Source organism: Geodermatophilus sp. SYSU D01186 (assembly GCF_054050215.1).
In genome coordinates this window covers 142,869-160,163 of record NZ_JBJGYW010000004.1, presented here as the reverse complement: position 1 = coordinate 160,163, position 17,295 = coordinate 142,869, and the positions used below count along the sequence as shown (strand labels likewise).

The window sequence follows — 17,295 nt, the reverse complement described above, 5'->3', positions numbered from 1 at the left end:
GCTGCCAACCGGCAGCGGCTGCGGCAGGCTGGGGGCATGTCGCGTGAGATCCCCCAGGCCGTCCGCGCCGTCGCCGGCCTGGCCGCCACCGTCCTCGACGAGGCCCGCCGGCTCCCGCAGACGCTGCCGGGGCTGCCGGTCCGCGTGCTCGGCCTGGCCATGCAGGCCACGATGAAGCTGCAACAGCACTACGCGGGCCTGGTCGCCCGCGGCGACGAGCTGCTGACCGGGATCCGGGGCGAGGACGAGCCCGGGCTGGCCACCTTCGACGACGACCTGCCCGAGGCGACGTCCGACACCCGGGTCCACACGTCGGCGTTCGACCGGGCCGGCGACGCGGAGGTCGCCGACCAGGCCGCCGGTCTCGTCGACGACGAGGTCTCCGGGCTGCCCCCGGAGCCCTCGCCGGAGGAGGTCGTCGAGGCGCTCCAGGACATCACCGACGAGGTGCAGGCGGCCGAGCTGCAGCTGCCCGAGCCCGGGCTCACCGCCGAGGACGCGCTCGAGACCGCGCTCCTGGAGGCCGACGGGGCCCCCGACACCGCCCTGGTCGACGGCGGCGGCACCGACGGCGGCCTGGTCGACACCGACCTGATCGCGGAGAGCCCGACCACGCCGCCGGCCCCGGTCACCGGGAACGGCGCCGCGGCCGACACCGCCGCCGAGGACACGGCCGGTCCGGCGATCGACGCCGCACAGCCGGGAGAGACGCCGGACGTCGCCACCGACGTCGACGTCCTGACCCCGGACGGCCAGGTCGAGACCGTCGAGGGCACGGTGACCGACGAGGGCGTCGCCGCCCCGGAGGCGCCGGGTCCCGAGGCCGTCCCCGGCGAGCCGACGCCGGCCGAGGGCACCGCGGTCGACCGCGTCGTCACCGAGCAGGAGGCGCGGGTCGACGAGGCGCTCGGCAGTGAGTCCAGCGCCGGGGAGGGCCGCGCCACGACGGCGGCGGACACCGCGACCCCGGCGGCCGACGCCGACGCGACCGGCCGCGGCGAGGAGGTCGTCACCGCCGCGGGCGCCCGCGTGGACGACGCCCTCGGCGGCGCCGGGAGCGAGGCCGCCGAGGGGCGGACCGAGCCGGTGGTGGCCACCGACGAGGGCGGCACCCCGGTGGCCGCGGCCACCGGCGGCGAGCAGGCGAGCGGCGGCGACCAGGCCGCGGCGCCGGTCGACGGCTACGAGACCTTCACCGTCGCGCAACTGCGCGGCCGGCTGCGCGGCTACCAGGCCGTGACCGTGCAGGAGCTCCTGGACTACGAGGAGTCCCACGGCGCCCGGGAGCCCTACCTCCGCATGCTGCGCAACCGGCTGGAGAAGCTGGACCGGCAGGCCGTGGAGAACAGCCCGCTCGCACCGCGCGGCGCCTGACCCCTCGTGGGACGGTCGTCGCCTGCTGGCACCCTCGGGGGCATGACCGCCCCGTCCTCCCCGGAAGCCCCCTGGCCGGTCCGCACGGTGGCCCGCAAGGTCGCCGAGTGGATCGGCCGGCTGGGTGAGGTGTGGGTCGAGGGGCAGATCGCCCAGCTGTCGCGGCGCGGGTCGGCCACCGTCTTCCTCACGCTGCGCGACCCGGCGGCCGACCTCTCGGTGCCGGTCACCTGCGCCCGGGACGTCGCCGACCGGCCGGGCCTGGAGCTGACCGAGGGCGCCCGGGTCATCGTGCGGGCCCGGCCCGACTACTACATCGCCCGCGGCTCCTTCTCGCTGCGGGCCACCGAGATCCGCGCGGTGGGGCTGGGTGAGCTGCTGGCCCGCATCGAGCGGATCCGCCGGCTGCTGGCCGCCGAGGGTCTGTTCGACGCCGCCCGCAAGCGCCCGCTGCCGTTCGCGCCGGCCGTCGTCGGGGTCGTCACCGGCCGGGACAGCGCCGCCGAGCGCGACGTCCTGGTCACCGCCCGGCGTCGCTGGCCGGCCGTGCGCTTCGCCGTCCACCACAGCCTGGTGCAGGGGCCCAGCGCCGCCGCCTCGGTGATCGACGGGCTGCGCCGGCTGGACGCCGACCCGGCCGTGGAGGTCATCGTCGTCGCCCGCGGCGGCGGCTCGGTGGAGGACCTGCTGCCGTTCTCCGACGAGGGGCTGGTCCGGGCGATCGCCGCCTGCCGCACCCCCGTGGTCACCGCCGTCGGCCACGAGACCGACACCACGCTGGTCGACCACGCCGCCGACGTCCGGGCGGCCACCCCCACCGACGCCGCCCACCGGGTGGTCCCCGAGATCGGCGAGCAGCGCCGGCTGGTCGACGGCCTGCGGGCCCGCGCCCGGCACCTGCTGGCCGCCCGGCTGGACCAGCAGCAACGCTGGCTGGACAGCGTGCGCAGCCGGCCGGCGCTGGCCGCCCCCGAGCGGCTGCTGGACGGCCGCGCCGAGGACGTGCTGGCGCTGCGCACCCGGGCCCGCCGCACGCTCACCCACCGGGTGGAGGGGGCCGAGCGCGACCTGGAGCACGCCCGCGCGCGGGTCGCGGCACTGTCCCCCGCGGCGACGCTGCAGCGCGGTTACGCGGTGCTGCAGCGGGCCGACGGCGCCCTGGTCCGCGACCCCGCCGAGGTGGCCGACGACGAGCGGCTCACGGTGCGGGTCGCGGGCGGCCGGCTGCCGGTGCGCGTCGACAGGGAGGATGTGCAGCCGTGAGCGAGCCGACGAACGAGCCGACGACGACCTACGAGCAGGCCCGAGAGGAGCTCGCGGACGTCGTCCGGAAGCTGGAGGCCGGCGGGCTCACCCTCGAGGAGTCGCTGGCCCTGTGGGAGCGCGGCGAGGCCCTGGCCGAGCTGTGCCAGCACTGGCTGGACCGCGCCCGAGAGCGCCTGGCCTCGGCCGCGCCGGGTGATCAGCCCGAGTAGGGCCGCACCGCGCCGGCCACCTCGGTCAGCTCGTCGTCGGTCGCGGAGCCGGTGACGAGCACCGTCACCCCGGCGTCCTCGCGCCACAGCGCCGTCTCCCCGCGCGCGGTGGTCGACCGGGTCCAGGGCTGCCCGTCGACGTCGACGGTGTCCTCCTCCTCGGCGCCGGCCAGGACGCCGGTGACCGCGTCGGCCCGGGCGTCGTCGCTGACCACGTAGCCGGCGAACTCCTCCGACGGGGTGACGTAGCCCAGCTCGAGGGTCACCGGGTCCCCGGCGTCGGCGCCGCCGGCGTCGGTGCGGGCGCTGGTGACCCGGTACCCGTCGGGCAGGCCGGCCGGGGCGACCAGCGGGTAGCCGGCGCGGGCCGCCGCCAGCTGGAGGGTGCTGCTGGGGTCGACCTCGCGGACCGGGTCCACGTCCGGCTGCCGGAACGTCACCCAGGCGACGATCAGCAGGCAGATGACCACGAGCGGGACCAGCGACCGGATCATGTTGGCCGCACTCATGCGGTTGGCCCGCTCGATCGCGGGCGAGGGGGTGGGCGGGGCCCCGGCGGGGGGCTGGCTCGTCGGGCCGACTCCGGTCATTCCCCTAGGATCGCAGCACTGCTCCCCCGCTCCGCCGCCACGCGTACGTGCCCCGTCCCGGGCCCCACCCTGAGCTTGCCGAGGGCGGGGAGGACGGGGTCCTTTCCCAGGAGGTCCCGTGTCCTTGCCGCTCCCCGAAGGCCCCCTGAACCCCCACGGCGGCACCTTCCGCGCCGACCGTCCGGCTCCCGACCGCAACCTGGCCATGGAGCTGGTCCGCGTCACGGAGGCGGCGGCCATGGCCGCGGGCCGGTGGGTCGGGCGCGGGGACAAGAACGGCGGGGACGGCGCCGCGGTCGACGCGATGCGCGCGCTCATCGGCACGGTCAGCATGAAGGGCGTCGTCGTGATCGGCGAGGGCGAGAAGGACGAGGCGCCCATGCTGTACAACGGCGAGCAGGTCGGTGACGGCAACGGTCCGGAGTGCGACGTCGCGGTCGACCCGATCGACGGCACGACGCTCATGGCCAAGGGCATGCCCAACGCCATCGCGGTCATGGCGGTCGCCGACCGCGGGGCCATGTACGACCCGTCGGCCGTCTTCTACATGGAGAAGCTGGCCACCGGGCCGGCCGCCGCCGACGTCGTCGACATCACCGTCCCGGTCGCGGAGAACATCCGCCGGGTGGCCGAGGCCAAGCGCATCTCGACCGAGGACGTCACCGTCTGCATCCTCGACCGCCCGCGGCACGAGCAGCTGGTGCACGAGGTGCGCGAGGCCGGCGCCCGGATCAAGTTCATCACCGACGGCGACGTCGCCGGTGCGATCGCCGCCGCCCGGGAGGGCACCGGCGTCGACCTGCTGCTGGGCATCGGCGGCACCCCGGAGGGGATCATCGCCGCCTGCGCGCTCAAGTGCATGGGTGGTGCGCTGCAGGGCCGGCTGTGGCCCAAGGACGACGAGGAGCGGGACAAGGCCGTCGCGGCCGGTCACGACCTCGACCGGGTGCTGCACATCGACGACCTGGTCCGCGGTGACGTCTTCTTCGTCGCGACCGGCATCACCGACGGCGAGCTGCTGCGCGGCGTGCAGTACCGGGCCGGTGGCTGCACCACGCAGTCGCTGGTCATGCGCTCCCGCTCGGGCACCATCCGCTCCATCGACAGCCTGCACTCGCTGGCCAAGCTGCGCGCGTACTCCGCGGTGCCGTTCGACCGGGAGAACTGACGAAGGACCCCGTCCCCCTCACCGCTCGCGAGCTCGCGGCGGGCCTCTGGCCCCGGCCGGGCCCGGGTCCGGCCGGGGTCAGACCGGCGGGCGGGGCGGGAGCGGAGGCGGCGGGGGCAGGTGCCGCTGGGCGAGGCGGTCCATGACCGCCCGCCAGCGGCTCGGCGACTCCCCCGGCGCCAGGCTGCGCAGCTTGAGATCGCCGAACACCGTCCGCGCCCGGACGACGACGCGCGGGGTGCCGGCCAGCCGGGGCACCGGCGCGAGCTGGGTCCTCTTGTCGCCGAACACCGTCCAGCCGGAGATCTCGGCGTCGACGCCCTCGGCGACGATCACGTCGACGTCCCCGAACACGGTGCCGAGCACCAGCTCGACCCGGTCGGCGTCGGTGCGCAGGTTCCGCAGGTCCAGGCGGATGTCGCCGAAGACCGTCGAGACGTCCCGCGGCACGTCGGCGGTGCCCTCCAGCTTGATGTCGCCGAACACCGCCGTCATCGACTCGGGGACGCGGGTGCCCACGATCTCCACCGGCGGCGGCGCGTCCGGCGGCAGGTCGGCGACGAACCTCCCCAGGTCCGCGGTCGTGACGGCGGCGTAGACGCCCTCCACCCGCTCGCCGAACTCGTGCAGGTCGATCCGGCCCTCGGCCAGGGCCTTCTGCAGCCGGGTGACGAGGACCTCGCGGTCGGCGTCGGAGGCGCGCACGGCGGGGGCGGGGTCGGGGACGGCGTCCGGGCTCGTGCTCACGGGCCCCGACGCTAGTGGACCGCCCGGCTCGCGGGGACCGTCGTCAGGCCGGGTACAGGTCTGTGCACGCGGTGTCGCTCGGCTCGTTGCGGCCGCCACAGGTGAGCCCGTACTCGCCGTAGGGCCGCAGCGCCGGATCGGTCTCGTCGAGCGTGGCCAGCCGGAGGATGTCGCAGTAGGCCATGATCCCGGCCTCGCAGCCGTCGGCCACCTGCTGGACGTCCTCGTCGCCGATCCCGGTCGGGGCCGGCTGGGCCGGCGGCAGGCCGGCCGGGATGCCACCGGCCGCCCCCTCGGCGTAGCGGCCCACGCAGCCGCCCGGGTCGGGTTCGTTGCGGCCACCGCAGGTCTCGGCGTAGGCCTCGTACGCCGAGTCGATCCCGCTCTCCAGGTAGAGGGTGTCGCAGGCGGTCCAGTCGCCCTCGGAGCACTGCTGGGCCAGGGCGTCGAGCGCCGGGTCGTCGCCGAGGGTGCCCGGCGGCCGACCGGCCGGCACGTCCGGTCCACCGGAGGGCTCCGGTGCGGGCGCCGGCGCCGGGACCGGCCGGCTGGGGGTCGCGGTCCGGCGCGGGGGCCCGGTCGGCGCGGACTCCGACGGCGAGGCGGAGGGCTCCGTCGTCCGCGACGAGGGGCCGGAGCCGTCGTCGCGCAGGAGGAAGAACAGCCCCACGGCGACGGCGGCGAGGACCACGACGCCGGCGACGACCGCGGCGAGGACCGCGGTCCGCCGGCTGCGGCTGGGAGGGGGCGGCCCGTACGGCGGCTGGCCGTAGGGCACCTGCCCGTAGGGCGGCCCCCCGTACGGCGGCTGCCGGCCGTAGCCCGGCGGCGGTCCGTAGGGCGGTTGGCCGTACCCGGGCGGCGGTCCGTATCCCGGGCCGTACCCCTGGGGCGCTCCGTACCCCGGGTGCGCGCCGTACCCCGGGGGCGCGCCGTAGCCCGGTGGCGGGCCGTACCCCGGTGGCTGCTGACCGGCCTGCGGCGGGCCGAACCGCCGGGTGTCCTGCCGTTCCGCAACCGGGGGCGGCGGCACGTCCCCGGGCCTGATCTGCTGCGTCGTCCCGCCGTCCCCGCCGAGCCGCTGCGTCGTCGTGTCGTCCGGACCGGACGGAACGAGCTGCTGGGTCTCCTCGTCGTCCGGGCCCCGGCGGCCGGGCTGTCCGCCCGGCGGCTCGGGGGCGCCGGGCGGCGGGTTCGACGGCGGCTGGGACATGGCGGTCCTCGGGTCCAGAGGGAGGCCGGACGGCCGGTCGGCATGCTAGGGGCCACCCGCCGCCGCGACCAGGACCGTCGTCCCCGTGCCGGCGGCAGGGACGGCGTCCGTCCCGAGCGGCCCGCGCGAGCCCTCTAGGGTCGCGGGCGGAGCACTGATCCGACACACCACGAACCGGGAGCGCAGCGTGGCCCCACAGCAGGACGGCGCAGGGCAGGACGAGTACCGCATCGAGCACGACTCCATGGGCGAGGTGCGGGTCCCCGCCTGGGCGAAGTGGCGGGCGCAGACCCAGCGCGCCGTCGAGAACTTCCCGATCTCCGGCACGCCCATCGAGCGCGAGCTGATCGGTGCCCTCGCCGCCATCAAGGGCGCGGCCGCCGCGGTCAACGCCTCGCTGGGCGTGCTCCCGCAGGAGGTCGCCGACGCGATCGGCACCGCCGCCGGCGCGGTGGCCCAGGGCGACTGGGACCAGCACTTCCCCATCGACGTCTTCCAGACCGGCTCCGGGACGTCGAGCAACATGAACACCAACGAGGTCATCGCCACCCTCGCCACCGAGGCGCTGGGCTCGTCGGTGCACCCGAACGACCACGTCAACGCCTCGCAGTCGTCCAACGACGTCTTCCCGTCGGCGATCCACGTGGCCGCGACGAAGGCGATCGTCCGCGACCTCATCCCGGCGCTGCGGCACCTGGAGGCCTCCCTCGCCCGCAAGGAGGCGGAGTTCGCCGAGGTCGTCAAGAGCGGCCGCACCCACCTGATGGACGCCACCCCGGTCACCCTCGGCCAGGAGTTCGGCGGGTACGCCGCGGCGGTCCGCTACGGGGTCGAGCGGCTGGAGGCCTCCCTCCCCCGCGTCGGCGAGCTGCCGCTGGGCGGCACCGCGGTCGGCACCGGCATCAACACCCCGCCCGGCTTCGCCGCGGCGATCATCGACCGGCTCGCCGCCGACCTGGACCTGCCGCTCTCCGAGGCCCGCAACCACTTCGAGGCGCAGAGCTCGCGCGACGCGCTGGTGGAGGCCTCGGGTCAGTTCAAGACCATCGCCGTCGGCCTGGTGAAGATCGCCAACGACCTGCGGTGGATGGGCTCGGGGCCGCGTACCGGGCTCGGCGAGATCTTCCTGCCCGACCTGCAGCCGGGCAGCTCCATCATGCCGGGCAAGGTCAACCCGGTGATCCCCGAGGCGGTCATCCAGGTCGGCGCCCAGGTGATCGGCAACGACGCCGCGGTGACCTACGCCGGCACCACCGGTGTCTTCGAGCTCAACGTGACCCTGCCGCTCATGGCGCGCAACGTGCTCGAGTCGATCCGCCTGCTGGCCAACGTCAGCCGGCTGCTCGCCGACCGCTGCGTCGACGGGATCGTCGCCAACGTCGAGCAGTGCCGGGCCTACGCCGAGTCCTCGCCGTCGATCGTGACGCCGCTGAACAAGTACATCGGCTACGAGGAGGCCGCCAAGGTCGCCAAGCAGTCGCTGGCCGAGCAGAAGACGATCCGCCAGGTGGTCGTGGAGCGCGGCTACGTGGAGCAGGGCAAGCTCACCGAGGCCCAGCTCGACGAGGCGCTCGACGTCCTGTCGATGACCCACCCCTGAGCCGCACCGGCCGGTCGCGGGCCCCGCGACCGGCCGGGCGGGGGCGGTCCGCGTCGGGGTGCCGGGGCTGTTCGACGACACCATGCGGGCGTACCTGCTCGCCGCCGTCCTCCGGCGCCTCGACGCCCCGTTCCGGGTCCCCGAGACGGGCCGCCGGCCGGTGTTCGCCGACGGCGTCCTCGACCGGCTGGAACGGCTGGTCGCCTCGCCACTGTGGTCGGCCCCGGACGCCGCGGGCACGGGACAGGGGCACGGCGCGACGCCGGCCGTCCCCTCCTCCGCCTGACCGCCCCGAGACCGGCAGGTGCCCTACGGACCGGTATTGAGTAGCGTGCGCATCTGATGAGCGAGACAGCGAGCGCACCCGCCGGCACCGCCGACGTATCCCTGCGCTATCCCGGTGGAGACCTGCCCCTTCCCGTCGTCCCCGCGACGGAGGGCGCGGACGGCATCGACACGAGCAAGCTCCTGGCCACGACCGGCCAGGTCGCTCTCGACATCGGCTTCGTCAACACGGCGTCGTGCACCTCGGCGATCACCTACATCGACGGTGACGCCGGGATCCTGCGCTACCGCGGTTACCCGATCGACCAGCTGGCCGGCAAGGCCAGCTTCCTGGAGACCAGCTACCTGCTGATCTACGGGGAGCTGCCCAACGCCCAGCAACTGGCCGACTTCGACTGCCGGCTGCGGCGGCACACCCTCCTGCACGAGGACCTCAAGCAGTTCTTCAAGGGCTTCCCCCGCGACGCGCACCCCATGCCGGTGCTGTCCTCGGCGGTCAGCGCCCTGTCGACCTTCTACCAGGACTCCCTGGACCCGTTCGACGACGAGCAGGTCGAGATCTCCACGCTGCGGCTGCTGGCCAAGCTGCCCACGATCGCCGCCTACGCGTACAAGAAGTCCGTCGGGCAGCCGTTCCTGTACCCCGACAACTCGCTGGGGCTGACGGAGAACTTCCTCCGGATGACCTTCGGGTTCCCCGCCGAGCCCTACGAGGTCGACCCCGAGCTCGCCGCGGCACTGGACATGCTCTTCGTGCTGCACGCCGACCACGAGCAGAACTGCTCGACGTCGACGGTGCGCCTGGTCGGCTCCTCGAACGCCAACCTCTTCGCCTCGGTGTCGGCCGGCATCAACGCCCTGTTCGGTCCGCTGCACGGCGGGGCAAACCAGTCGGTGCTGGAGATGCTCGAGTCCATCCAGCGCGAGGGCGGCGACATCAACCGCTTCGTGCAGCGGGTGAAGGACAAGGAGCCCGGCGTCAAGCTGATGGGCTTCGGGCACCGGGTCTACAAGAACTACGACCCGCGCGCGGCGATCGTGAAGAAGACCGCCGATGCTGTGCTGGACAAGCTCGGTGGGGACAACCAGCTGCTCGACCTGGCCCGCCAGCTGGAGGAGATCGCGCTCAGCGACGACTACTTCATCCAGCGCAAGCTCTACCCGAACGTCGACTTCTACACCGGGCTGATCTACCGGGCGATGGGCTTCCCGACGCGGATGTTCACCGTGCTGTTCGCCCTCGGCCGGCTGCCCGGCTGGATCGCCCAGTGGCGCGAGATGATCGCCGACCCGTCCACCAAGATCGGTCGCCCGCGCCAGGTCTACACCGGCGAGACCGAGCGGGCGTTCGTGGACATCGCCGACCGCTGAGAACCGGCCTCCGAGGTCCCGTCGTCCACCCGGGCGACGGGACCTCGGCGTCTCGGGCAGCATGACACCGTCCAGCCGCGCCTCCCGGGGAGGAGTCCCATGGCCGAGTCCTCGCCCGAGGACGACCTGACCCTCCCTCCTGTCCCCCTGGCCACCGGTGAGGTGGTCCGCCTCGACGGCGCCGACCGCCGCGTCGCGCAGGTCGAGCTGGTCGTCTCCACCGAGGACGGCGGCGAGCTGCGCATCCCCCTCGAGCACCACCACGGCGGCTGGTGGCCCCCCGCCGAGCGCACCCCCGCCGGTCGCTGACCGCTACGCCGATCGGGTGCCACCCGTGATCCACCCTCCCCCGGAGGGGTGACGCCGGCGCCCGGAGCCCTCCGGGCACCCGCCGCGTCCGTCGATACGACGGCCGAGAGCTCCGCTGCACATCGCGGAGCCGGCCACGTACGACGAGGACGCCGGGGGATCCGCAGTGCCCGCACCACGCACGAGGGGTTCCCGTCCCGGCGGCACGCCGGCCGAACGCCAGGCGGCGCTGGTCGCCGCCGCTCGCCAGGCCGCCCTCCGCCAGGCCACCGCCCGCCAGGCCGCCCTCCGCCAGGCCGCCCGGACCAGCGGCCCGCGCGCCACCGCCGGCACGACCCCCGCCACCACGACGACTCCCGCCGGCCGGGCCCCCGCCACTCGTCCTCGCCCCGCAGCGGCCTCGGCGCGTCCCGCGCTCACCCCCGAGCAGGTCAGGGCGTTGCGGGCGACGCTCGCCGCCCGGGCCGACGGCTCCACTCCCCCAGCCGGCCGGTCGGGTGCCGCCCGGCGGCGTCCCCCGGCCCGGAAGGCCCGCTCCCGCGCGAGGTCGCGGTCGCGGCGGGGCACCGGCCGCGCGCGGCCCGACGGCGCCCCCGCCGGTCGTCGCCACTGGCAGGTGCGGGTGTCGCTGGCCGCCCTCGGTCTCGTGCTGCCGGTCCTCGCCGGCCTGCTGGCCCCGGGGACGCAGGCTCCCGGCAGCGCGGCCGAACCCACCGACAGCACCAGCCTGGCGCTGGCCGCGCAGGGCACGATGCTCGACGGCGCGAACCACTACCGGGCGCTGCAGCAGGACCTCGCCGCCCGCCGGGCCGAGCTGCAGCAGGCGCAGGACGCCGAGCGCGCCGCCCGCGACGCCGTGGCCACCGCCCGCACCGACGTCGGGGCCCGCGCCGCGGCGCTCTACCGGACCTCTCCCGAGGCGCGGCACCCCCTCCTCACGTTGAGCGTGCGGCAGCCGGCCGCCACCGCCGACGTGCTGCGCGAGGCGGCGCTGACCGAGCTCTCCGGACGGGACCTGGAGCGGGTCGTCGTCCGGGCCGACCGTGCCGCGGCGGCCCTGGCGATCGCGGTCGAGCGGGTGGCGACCGCGCAGGCCGCCGTCGCCACCGTGGAGCGGCAGGCCGCGGCCGTCCTCGCGGACGTGCGGGCGCACAGCGGCGGGCTGCGCACCGACGTCGCCGCCCAGCTGGCCGCACTCGGCACCGTGCCGTCGGCGGGCGCGCAGCAGGAGACCAACGAGCAGGCGCTGCGCCGCTGGCAGGACCACCTGGGGGCGCTGGCCGCGGCCGGCATCACGCCGCCGCCGGCGGCCGCCCTGGCCGACCCGGCTGCGCTGCCGCCCGGCTTCTCCCCCGCCCTCGACGGCGCCGGCCAGCCGGTCCCCGGTGTGGCGTGGGCCGTCGTCGGCAGCCGGCCGGTGACCGTGCTGCCGGCCGAGACCGTGGCGGCCGTCAGCAGCGCGCTGGCCCAGCTCGGCAAGCCGTACGTGCCCGGCGGCGCCGGTCCGGACGGCTACGACTGCGGCGGGCTGGCCGCCGGCGCGTGGCTGCTGGCGGGGTACGCGCTGCCCACCGGCTCTCCCGAGCAGTGGACCCGGGGGGCGGCCGTCCCGCTGTCCCAGCTCCAGGTCGGCGACCTCGTCTTCGCAGACGGCGGGACGGACGTCGGGGTCTACCTCGGCGAGGGGCAGGTCGTCGCCGCCTCGGCCGCGACCTACCAGGTCGGCGTGCGGACGCTGTCCGACGCCACCGGCGCGGTGCGGGCCACCCTGCCCGGCCCGGCCGAGCCGAACCCGGCCCTGCCGGCCGGTACCGCGGGCCGGGGCGCGTGCGGCGCGCCCCCGACGCCCGTGGGCCCGGTCAGCCCCGCGTGGGGGGGCTGGTCGAACGGGAGGATCCCGGCGGGCACGCTCTGCACGATCGCCCGCGGGCACTCCCTGCGGTGCGACGCCGCCGCCGGTTACACGGCGATGGCCACCGCCTTCGAGGCGGCCTTCGGCCGCGCGCTGTGCATCACCGACTCCTACCGGTCCCACGCCGCCCAGGTGACGGCGTTCCGCGCCAAGCCGGCCCTGGCCGCCGTGCCCGGGACGTCGAACCACGGGTGGGCGCTGGCGGTCGACCTGTGCGGCGGGATCAACGTCGCCGGGACGGCGCAGAACACGTGGATGGCGGAGAACGCGGGGCGCTTCGGGTTCGTCCAGCCGGAGTGGGCCCGGCCCGGTGGCGAGAAGCCCGAGCCCTGGCACTGGGAGTTCGGCCTGCTCAGCTGAACGGGAGCCGGCCGACGACCCGACCCGGTCGGCCGCGTCCAGAGGTTCGCCGCGAGCCCGCGAGCGGTGAGGGGACGAGGTCCTTCTACAGCCAGCGGAGCCGGGCGAGCTGCTGCCACGGCAGGCGCACGCACGCCTCGCCGGTCTCCCCGGCGAGGCGGGCGGCGACACCCGCGCCGGCACACGCCACTGCGGAGCTCGGGGTGACGACCACGTGGGGGTCGGCCACCTCCAGGCCCGCCGCGGCGATCCGGTCGAGCAGGCGCTCGGGGCGCACCAGCACCGCGGAGGCCAGCAGCGGCACCTCCGGGTGGGACCACAGCGCCACCGGTCCCTCGACCCGCAGCTCGCCGGCGACCGCCGCGGACCGGTCGGCGGCGTCCGCCCGCACCCGGTGCACCTCGCGCGGGCCGAGTCCGGCCGACGGCGTCCAGGGCAGGGCGGTCCGCCCCCGGCGGACGACGACCCGCCAGCCGATCGCGGTCTGCCTCCGGTCGGTCCAGTCCAGGACGGCGATCCCGGCCTCGGCCGCGGCGGTGTCCGGCACGGGCCGCGACTCGACCCAGGCGGCGAGCGCCGCGGCCAGGGAGTCCGGCCCGGGGGCGACACGGGCGTCGGTCATGTCCTCGGCGAGGTCGCGCAGCGGCACCCGCTCGCGCCGCTCGCCCTCCACGACCACGAGCACCGGGCCGTCGACCCGGTCCTCGACGAGGGTGATCCGCAGCCGCGGCGTCCGGAGCCGCGGCACGGCGTCGGCCACCGCCCGTCGCAGGTCGGCCACGGTCACCGGCACGGGGCGCAGCCGCTGCAGCAGGCCGGAGCCCCCGCCCGGACCGGTGGTCACACGCGGCCCCGGCCGAGCGCGGTCCGCACGGGCGGCGGGAGGGCGGGCAGGTCCAGGACGCTGGCGAGCTCGCGCGCGGACAGCCGCACCGGGAGGACGTCGGCGCCCCAGCCGGTCACCCGCCGCACGCGGGCGGCCGACGCCGGCCAGACGGCGTCGCGCGCGGCCGCCACGTGCAGCTCGGTCAGGACGTCGGCGAGGTGCACCGCCGCGACCGGGTGCACGCTGGAGTCCTCCAGCGCCCGGCGCACGACGGCGGCCAGCTGCTCGCGGTCGGTGGCGGCCAGCCAGTGCGGCAGGAGCACGTCAGGGGTGGGCTCTCCCGCGGCGAGGGCGCTCATCGGGCGCCGTCCCGCCCCGGCACGGTCCCACCGTCGCGGCGGGGACCCGTGCGTTCCATCACGAAGGAGATATCGGCAGGCCGGCGGCGCATTCGACCCGTCCCCCGCCCCTTTTCTCCCGACGGAACGGATCAGTCCGCGAGCTCGGCGAGCCGCTGCTTGAGGCTGCGCTCGACGCGGTCGGCGTGGACGTTCATGTTCCGCACCGACGTGCCCAGGTCGGCCGACAGCTGCGTCTTGGTCCTGCCACCCCAGGTGGTCAGGTACCAGGTGGCCCAGCCGAGCACGTTGGGCTGGCCGGCCCGCTGGTCCGGCCGCGCGGTCGGGTCCGGGGCGCAGGCGGCGGTCAGCGCGTGCGACAGCAGCGTCTGCTCCGCCTCGCCCATGATCTCGTCGGGCGCCTCGCTGGTGTCGGGCAGCATGATCTCGGTGCCCTCGGGCCCGCCGTCCAGCGACTGCAGGTTGCGCAGCCCGTTCAGGGTCGCCACCGTCTGCGAGTTGCGCCGCAGCGTCGCGACGCTCTGCCCCATGTAGGCGGCCAGCTCCTTCTCGCTCGGCTTGCGCTGGTGCTCGGCGGTGAAGGCCGCGATCGCCTTCTGCTGCTTGTTCTCCGTGTCGGCGGCGGTGCGGCCGTGGGCGTTGCGGCCCAGGTCGTGCACCCACTTCGACAGCTGCGTGGCGAGGAACGCCCCGAACGGCACGCCCTTGGTCTCGTCGTACTGCCCGACCGCCTTGAGGATCCACTCGCTCACCTGCTGGGTGAGGTCGTCGGGGTCGGGCAGGTGCAGCCGCAGGGTGCTCATGTTCCGCTGCAGCCGCTTGAGGCTCACCGGCAGGTAGTGGCGGCACAGCTCGTCGAGGTAGGCCGGCGGCAGGTCGCGGGCGGCCCGTCGCCGCACGTCGGTCTCCGCCCGCAGGCCCACCGTCGTGCAGCCGCGCCCGGCGCACCAGGCCCGCACCCAGTCGGCCAGCACCTGCGCCGAGCCGCAGGCGCCGTCCACCCGGTAGAGGCCGTCGCCCTGGTCGTAGCTGACGGTGACGCCGTCCGGCAGCTCGCGCCGGAACTCCTCCAGGGGCAGCTCGCGGTCGACCCGGAAGTGCACCCGGTCGCGCGGGGTGATCGGGGCGAGGGCCCAGCCCTCGGCCTCGGGGAGGCCGCCGAAGACGAGGGGTGCGCGGCCGCGCGCCGCGGCGGGGACGTCGGACGAGGTGGGGATGCGGTCGGACACCGGGACTCCTGGGCGACTGTGTGGGGAAGACGTGGCCGCGCCGGGCACCACGCAGGGCGCCCGGGGAGGGTTCAGGCCGGGATCTGCTCGGCCGGCAGGGGCTGGCGCGGGGCGGGGACGGCGGCGGGCGTGGCCGACCCCGACTCCAGGCGGCTCATCAGGTCGGCCGCGGCGGCCCGCTCGGCCCCGCTCGGCTCGACGGTGTAGACGGGCATGTGGTCGTACAGCGTCGTGAAGATGGCGCTCACGAAGGCGTACGCCGCCTGCGCCTCGGGTGAGAACCGGGCGACCGCGGCGCGCGGGCCGAGCTCCACGCCGACGGTGACGCGGACGACGCGGTCGTCCTTGCTCAGCCCCGTGAGGTCGAAGGAGACGTCGGGGTGGACCCCGGCCAGCTCGGCCAGCGCCGCCAGGCAGCGCCGGGTCGACCCGCGACGCGGCCGCAGCTGGACGTGCACGACCACGGTGTCGGACTCGGTGCCGAGGTCGCCGGCGTCGATGCCGGTCGCGGTGACTGCGCTCTGTTGCATGGTGATCGCCCCCTGTGACGTGCTTGGGGCAACTCTCGCGCATGCAACGCCAAGAGGCAGCACAACACTCGCTGTGCCGAACGCAGTTGTCGGGCCTTCTCTTCGGCAGGTCTTGCCCGTGTCGGTGGCGGATCGGAACCGGCCGATGCGGTGCTCGGCAGGTCTCGCCAGCTGCGGGGGGTCATCCCCCGGTCAGATCTGTCAGCCGGCGGCGTCCTCCGCGGCCCTCCCGCGACCCGCGGGCGTGCCCGCCGGGGCCTCGGGTGCCTCCGTCGCGGCGCCGTCGGGAGCCGACTCGGGCGCGCCGACCGCCGCGGGGGCGAACGCGGCGAGCGCGCCGAGCGTGTCGGCGGTGACCTGGGCCGCGAGCAGGTTGGCCTCGGCGATCTGCCGGTAGACCTCCTCGCGGTGGATGGTCACCTCCCGCGGGGCCTTGAACCCCAGGCGCACCGTGCCGCCACGGACCTCGACGACGTGCACCTCGATGTCGTCGCCGATGCGGATGGTCTCGCCGACGCTGCGGGTGAGAGTGAGCATGGGTACCCCTCCATGGGTGTGTGTGGGAGCCGTCCTTGGCGGTGGTGCCGGGCGGGACCGCCGGGCGCCGTCCGGGCCCCGGGCGGTGCGCCGCCCTCCTCAGTTATCGGCGCAGGGGACGCCGGATCGGATGGGTGGAGTCCGGCAGGACCACCTGGGTGGCCCGCCAGTTCGCCGGGTTGACCACGATCGGGGCCCGCAGGTTCGCCGTGGCCGCCGCCGGCCCCTCGGCCGGGACCGTCACGAGGCAGTACACGCGGGCCTCCGTCGGATCGGCGAGCTCCAGGTCGGCGCGCACCGACCGGGGCAGCACCGGCGCGTACCCCGGGAAGTACATGCCCGGGTCGATGGCGAGGAACCGCGGCCCCTCGGGCGCCATCGACTGCAGCCAGAACAGCCGGCCGTCGCCGTCCGCCGTGACGAGCACGTAGTCACGGTGCCCCGGGAAGCCGGGCAGCGCCTCGGTGAGCGACAGCAGGGGGAGCGTCGCCACCGCGGACAGCGTCATCGCAGGAAGTCCAGCAGGGTGGGCTGGATGACCTTGGCCGTGGCCTGCAGCGCCGCCTCGTAGCCGACCTGCTGCTGGTTGAGCTCCATGATCGTCTTGGGCATGTCGATGTCCTCGACCGATGCCAGCTGGGTCTTCAGCGTCAGCTGCAGGTCGGAGTTCACCTGACCGGCGGCCTCCAGGCGGGCCGACCGGGCGCCGATCGTCGAGGTCGCGCTGAGCAGCCGGTCGATCGCGACGTCCAGGGCGGTCAGGTCGGCCCCCAGCGCGGACGGGTCGCTGGTCACGTGGTCCGCGACGTTCCCGACCAGACCGAACAGGTCACCGCCGGGGGGGCCGAACACCTCGGGGCCGGTCACGTCGATCCTCACCTCCTCGGTGCTCGAGATGCGGCGGCGCACGACCACCTCGGGTACCAGCGCGGCACCGTCGACGCCGACGTAGCCGCCGGTCGCCGTGTCGTAGGCCCGGCTCCCGGTCGTCACGCCACCGAAGATCGGCCGGCCGGCGATGGTCTGGTTGGCGATGCCGAGCAGGCTCTCGCGCAGCGCGACGATCTCGGCGCTGATGGCCTCGCGCGAGGTCTCCGACATGCTGCCGGTGTTCATGGCCTGCACGGTCAGGTTCCGGACCCGCTGCACCTGGCTCATGACCGAGCTCAGGGCACTGTCGGTGGCGTCGAGCCAGGTCTTGCCGTCGGAGATGTTGCGCGCGTACTGCGTGGTCGCGCTCTGCTCCTGGCGGACCTGCATGGCCTTGTTGGTGCCGGTCGGCGAGTCCGACGGCATGCTGATCTGCCTGCCCGACGTCAGCTGCTGCTGCAGCTTGTTCACCGCCGACAGGTTGCTGTTGAGGCCGTTGAGGGCGGTCTGGGTGACGGCCCGGTGGGTGATGCGCATCAG

Annotated in this window: 19 protein-coding genes; 9 read left to right on the top strand and 10 right to left on the bottom strand. The window is 75.6% G+C overall.

Annotation, left to right across the window (positions count from 1 at the left end; translation table 11 throughout):
• The first annotated feature begins 36 nt into the window (after positions 1-36).
• The 3 genes from ACI784_RS04835 to ACI784_RS04825 are packed head-to-tail and all read left to right on the top strand — an operon-like array spanning position 37 to position 2,849.
• Positions 37-1,374, top strand: coding sequence for a hypothetical protein (locus tag ACI784_RS04835; RefSeq protein WP_457012653.1), 1,338 nt, complete (start codon positions 37-39; stop codon positions 1,372-1,374).
• 42 nt (positions 1,375-1,416) lie between these two features.
• Positions 1,417-2,637 (top strand): exodeoxyribonuclease VII large subunit, encoded by a 1,221-nt coding sequence (xseA, locus tag ACI784_RS04830; RefSeq protein ID WP_456921747.1) that lies wholly within the window; start codon positions 1,417-1,419, stop codon positions 2,635-2,637.
• The gene (locus tag ACI784_RS04825) at positions 2,634-2,849 is read left to right on the top strand and encodes an exodeoxyribonuclease VII small subunit (protein ID WP_456921746.1); all 216 of its coding nucleotides are present in this window, start codon (positions 2,634-2,636) and stop codon (positions 2,847-2,849) included. The genes xseA and ACI784_RS04825 overlap by 4 nt, the downstream gene beginning before the upstream one ends.
• Here ACI784_RS04825 and ACI784_RS04820 read toward each other — a convergent pair.
• Positions 2,837-3,439, bottom strand: coding sequence for a DUF4245 domain-containing protein (locus ACI784_RS04820; protein ID WP_457012652.1), 603 nt, complete (start codon positions 3,437-3,439; stop codon positions 2,837-2,839). The genes ACI784_RS04825 and ACI784_RS04820 overlap by 13 nt on opposite strands.
• Positions 3,440-3,557: 118 nt before the next feature.
• On the opposite strand from ACI784_RS04820, the gene glpX reads away from it, so the two are divergent.
• The gene (gene glpX / locus ACI784_RS04815; RefSeq protein WP_457012651.1) at positions 3,558-4,607 is read left to right on the top strand and encodes a class II fructose-bisphosphatase; all 1,050 of its coding nucleotides are present in this window, start codon (positions 3,558-3,560) and stop codon (positions 4,605-4,607) included.
• Positions 4,608-4,685: 78 nt separating this feature from the next.
• Here glpX and ACI784_RS04810 read toward each other — a convergent pair whose 3' ends face one another.
• Positions 4,686-5,354 carry a DUF1707 domain-containing protein gene (locus ACI784_RS04810; RefSeq protein ID WP_457012649.1) on the bottom strand — a complete coding sequence of 223 codons (669 nt, stop codon included), beginning with the start codon at positions 5,352-5,354 and terminating at the stop codon, positions 4,686-4,688.
• A gap of 43 nt (positions 5,355-5,397) precedes the next feature.
• On the bottom strand, positions 5,398-6,567 hold the full coding sequence (locus ACI784_RS04805; protein ID WP_457012648.1) for a hypothetical protein: 1,170 nt from the start codon (positions 6,565-6,567) through the stop codon (positions 5,398-5,400).
• Between the two features lie 187 nt (positions 6,568-6,754).
• Between ACI784_RS04805 and ACI784_RS04800 the strand changes: the two genes are divergently transcribed.
• The 5 genes from ACI784_RS04800 to ACI784_RS04780 all read left to right on the top strand — a co-directional run bounded on the left by ACI784_RS04800 (position 6,755) and on the right by ACI784_RS04780 (position 12,404).
• Positions 6,755-8,167 carry a class II fumarate hydratase gene (locus tag ACI784_RS04800; RefSeq protein ID WP_457012646.1) on the top strand — a complete coding sequence of 471 codons (1,413 nt, stop codon included), beginning with the start codon at positions 6,755-6,757 and terminating at the stop codon, positions 8,165-8,167.
• 58 nt (positions 8,168-8,225) lie between these two features.
• Positions 8,226-8,453: a hypothetical protein gene (locus ACI784_RS04795; protein WP_456921740.1), complete on the top strand. Its 228-nt coding sequence runs from the start codon at positions 8,226-8,228 to the stop codon at positions 8,451-8,453.
• A gap of 56 nt (positions 8,454-8,509) precedes the next feature.
• Positions 8,510-9,823, top strand: a complete 1,314-nt coding sequence (locus ACI784_RS04790) for a citrate synthase (RefSeq protein WP_456921739.1) — start codon at positions 8,510-8,512, stop codon at positions 9,821-9,823.
• Positions 9,824-9,922: 99 nt separating this feature from the next.
• Positions 9,923-10,132, top strand: a complete 210-nt coding sequence (locus ACI784_RS04785; protein WP_457012645.1) for a hypothetical protein — start codon at positions 9,923-9,925, stop codon at positions 10,130-10,132.
• 166 nt (positions 10,133-10,298) lie between these two features.
• On the top strand, positions 10,299-12,404 hold the full coding sequence (locus ACI784_RS04780; RefSeq protein ID WP_457012644.1) for an NlpC/P60 family protein: 2,106 nt from the start codon (positions 10,299-10,301) through the stop codon (positions 12,402-12,404).
• A gap of 85 nt (positions 12,405-12,489) precedes the next feature.
• Here ACI784_RS04780 and ACI784_RS04775 read toward each other — a convergent pair whose 3' ends face one another.
• The 7 genes from ACI784_RS04775 to flgL form a co-directional block, all read right to left on the bottom strand.
• On the bottom strand, positions 12,490-13,248 hold the full coding sequence (locus ACI784_RS04775) for a hypothetical protein (RefSeq protein ID WP_457012643.1): 759 nt from the start codon (positions 13,246-13,248) through the stop codon (positions 12,490-12,492).
• Positions 13,245-13,589 (bottom strand): hypothetical protein, encoded by a 345-nt coding sequence (locus tag ACI784_RS04770; protein ID WP_456921735.1) that lies wholly within the window; start codon positions 13,587-13,589, stop codon positions 13,245-13,247. The genes ACI784_RS04775 and ACI784_RS04770 overlap by 4 nt, the downstream gene beginning before the upstream one ends.
• Positions 13,590-13,720: 131 nt before the next feature.
• The gene (locus ACI784_RS04765) at positions 13,721-14,818 is read right to left on the bottom strand and encodes a flagellar biosynthesis protein FliA (RefSeq protein ID WP_456921734.1); all 1,098 of its coding nucleotides are present in this window, start codon (positions 14,816-14,818) and stop codon (positions 13,721-13,723) included.
• A 71-nt stretch (positions 14,819-14,889) separates the two neighbouring features.
• On the bottom strand, positions 14,890-15,348 hold the full coding sequence (locus ACI784_RS04760) for a hypothetical protein (RefSeq protein ID WP_456921733.1): 459 nt from the start codon (positions 15,346-15,348) through the stop codon (positions 14,890-14,892).
• 201 nt (positions 15,349-15,549) lie between these two features.
• Positions 15,550-15,885, bottom strand: coding sequence for a carbon storage regulator CsrA (gene csrA / locus ACI784_RS04755; RefSeq protein WP_456921732.1), 336 nt, complete (start codon positions 15,883-15,885; stop codon positions 15,550-15,552).
• A gap of 103 nt (positions 15,886-15,988) precedes the next feature.
• Positions 15,989-16,393, bottom strand: coding sequence for a flagellar assembly protein FliW (gene fliW, locus ACI784_RS04750; RefSeq protein ID WP_457012642.1), 405 nt, complete (start codon positions 16,391-16,393; stop codon positions 15,989-15,991).
• A complete protein-coding gene (gene flgL, locus ACI784_RS04745) occupies positions 16,390-17,292 on the bottom strand; it encodes a flagellar hook-associated protein FlgL (RefSeq protein WP_457012641.1) in 903 nt (300 codons plus the stop codon). Before flgL ends, fliW begins: the two co-directional genes overlap by 4 nt.
• Between the last annotated feature and the right edge of the window lie 3 nt (positions 17,293-17,295).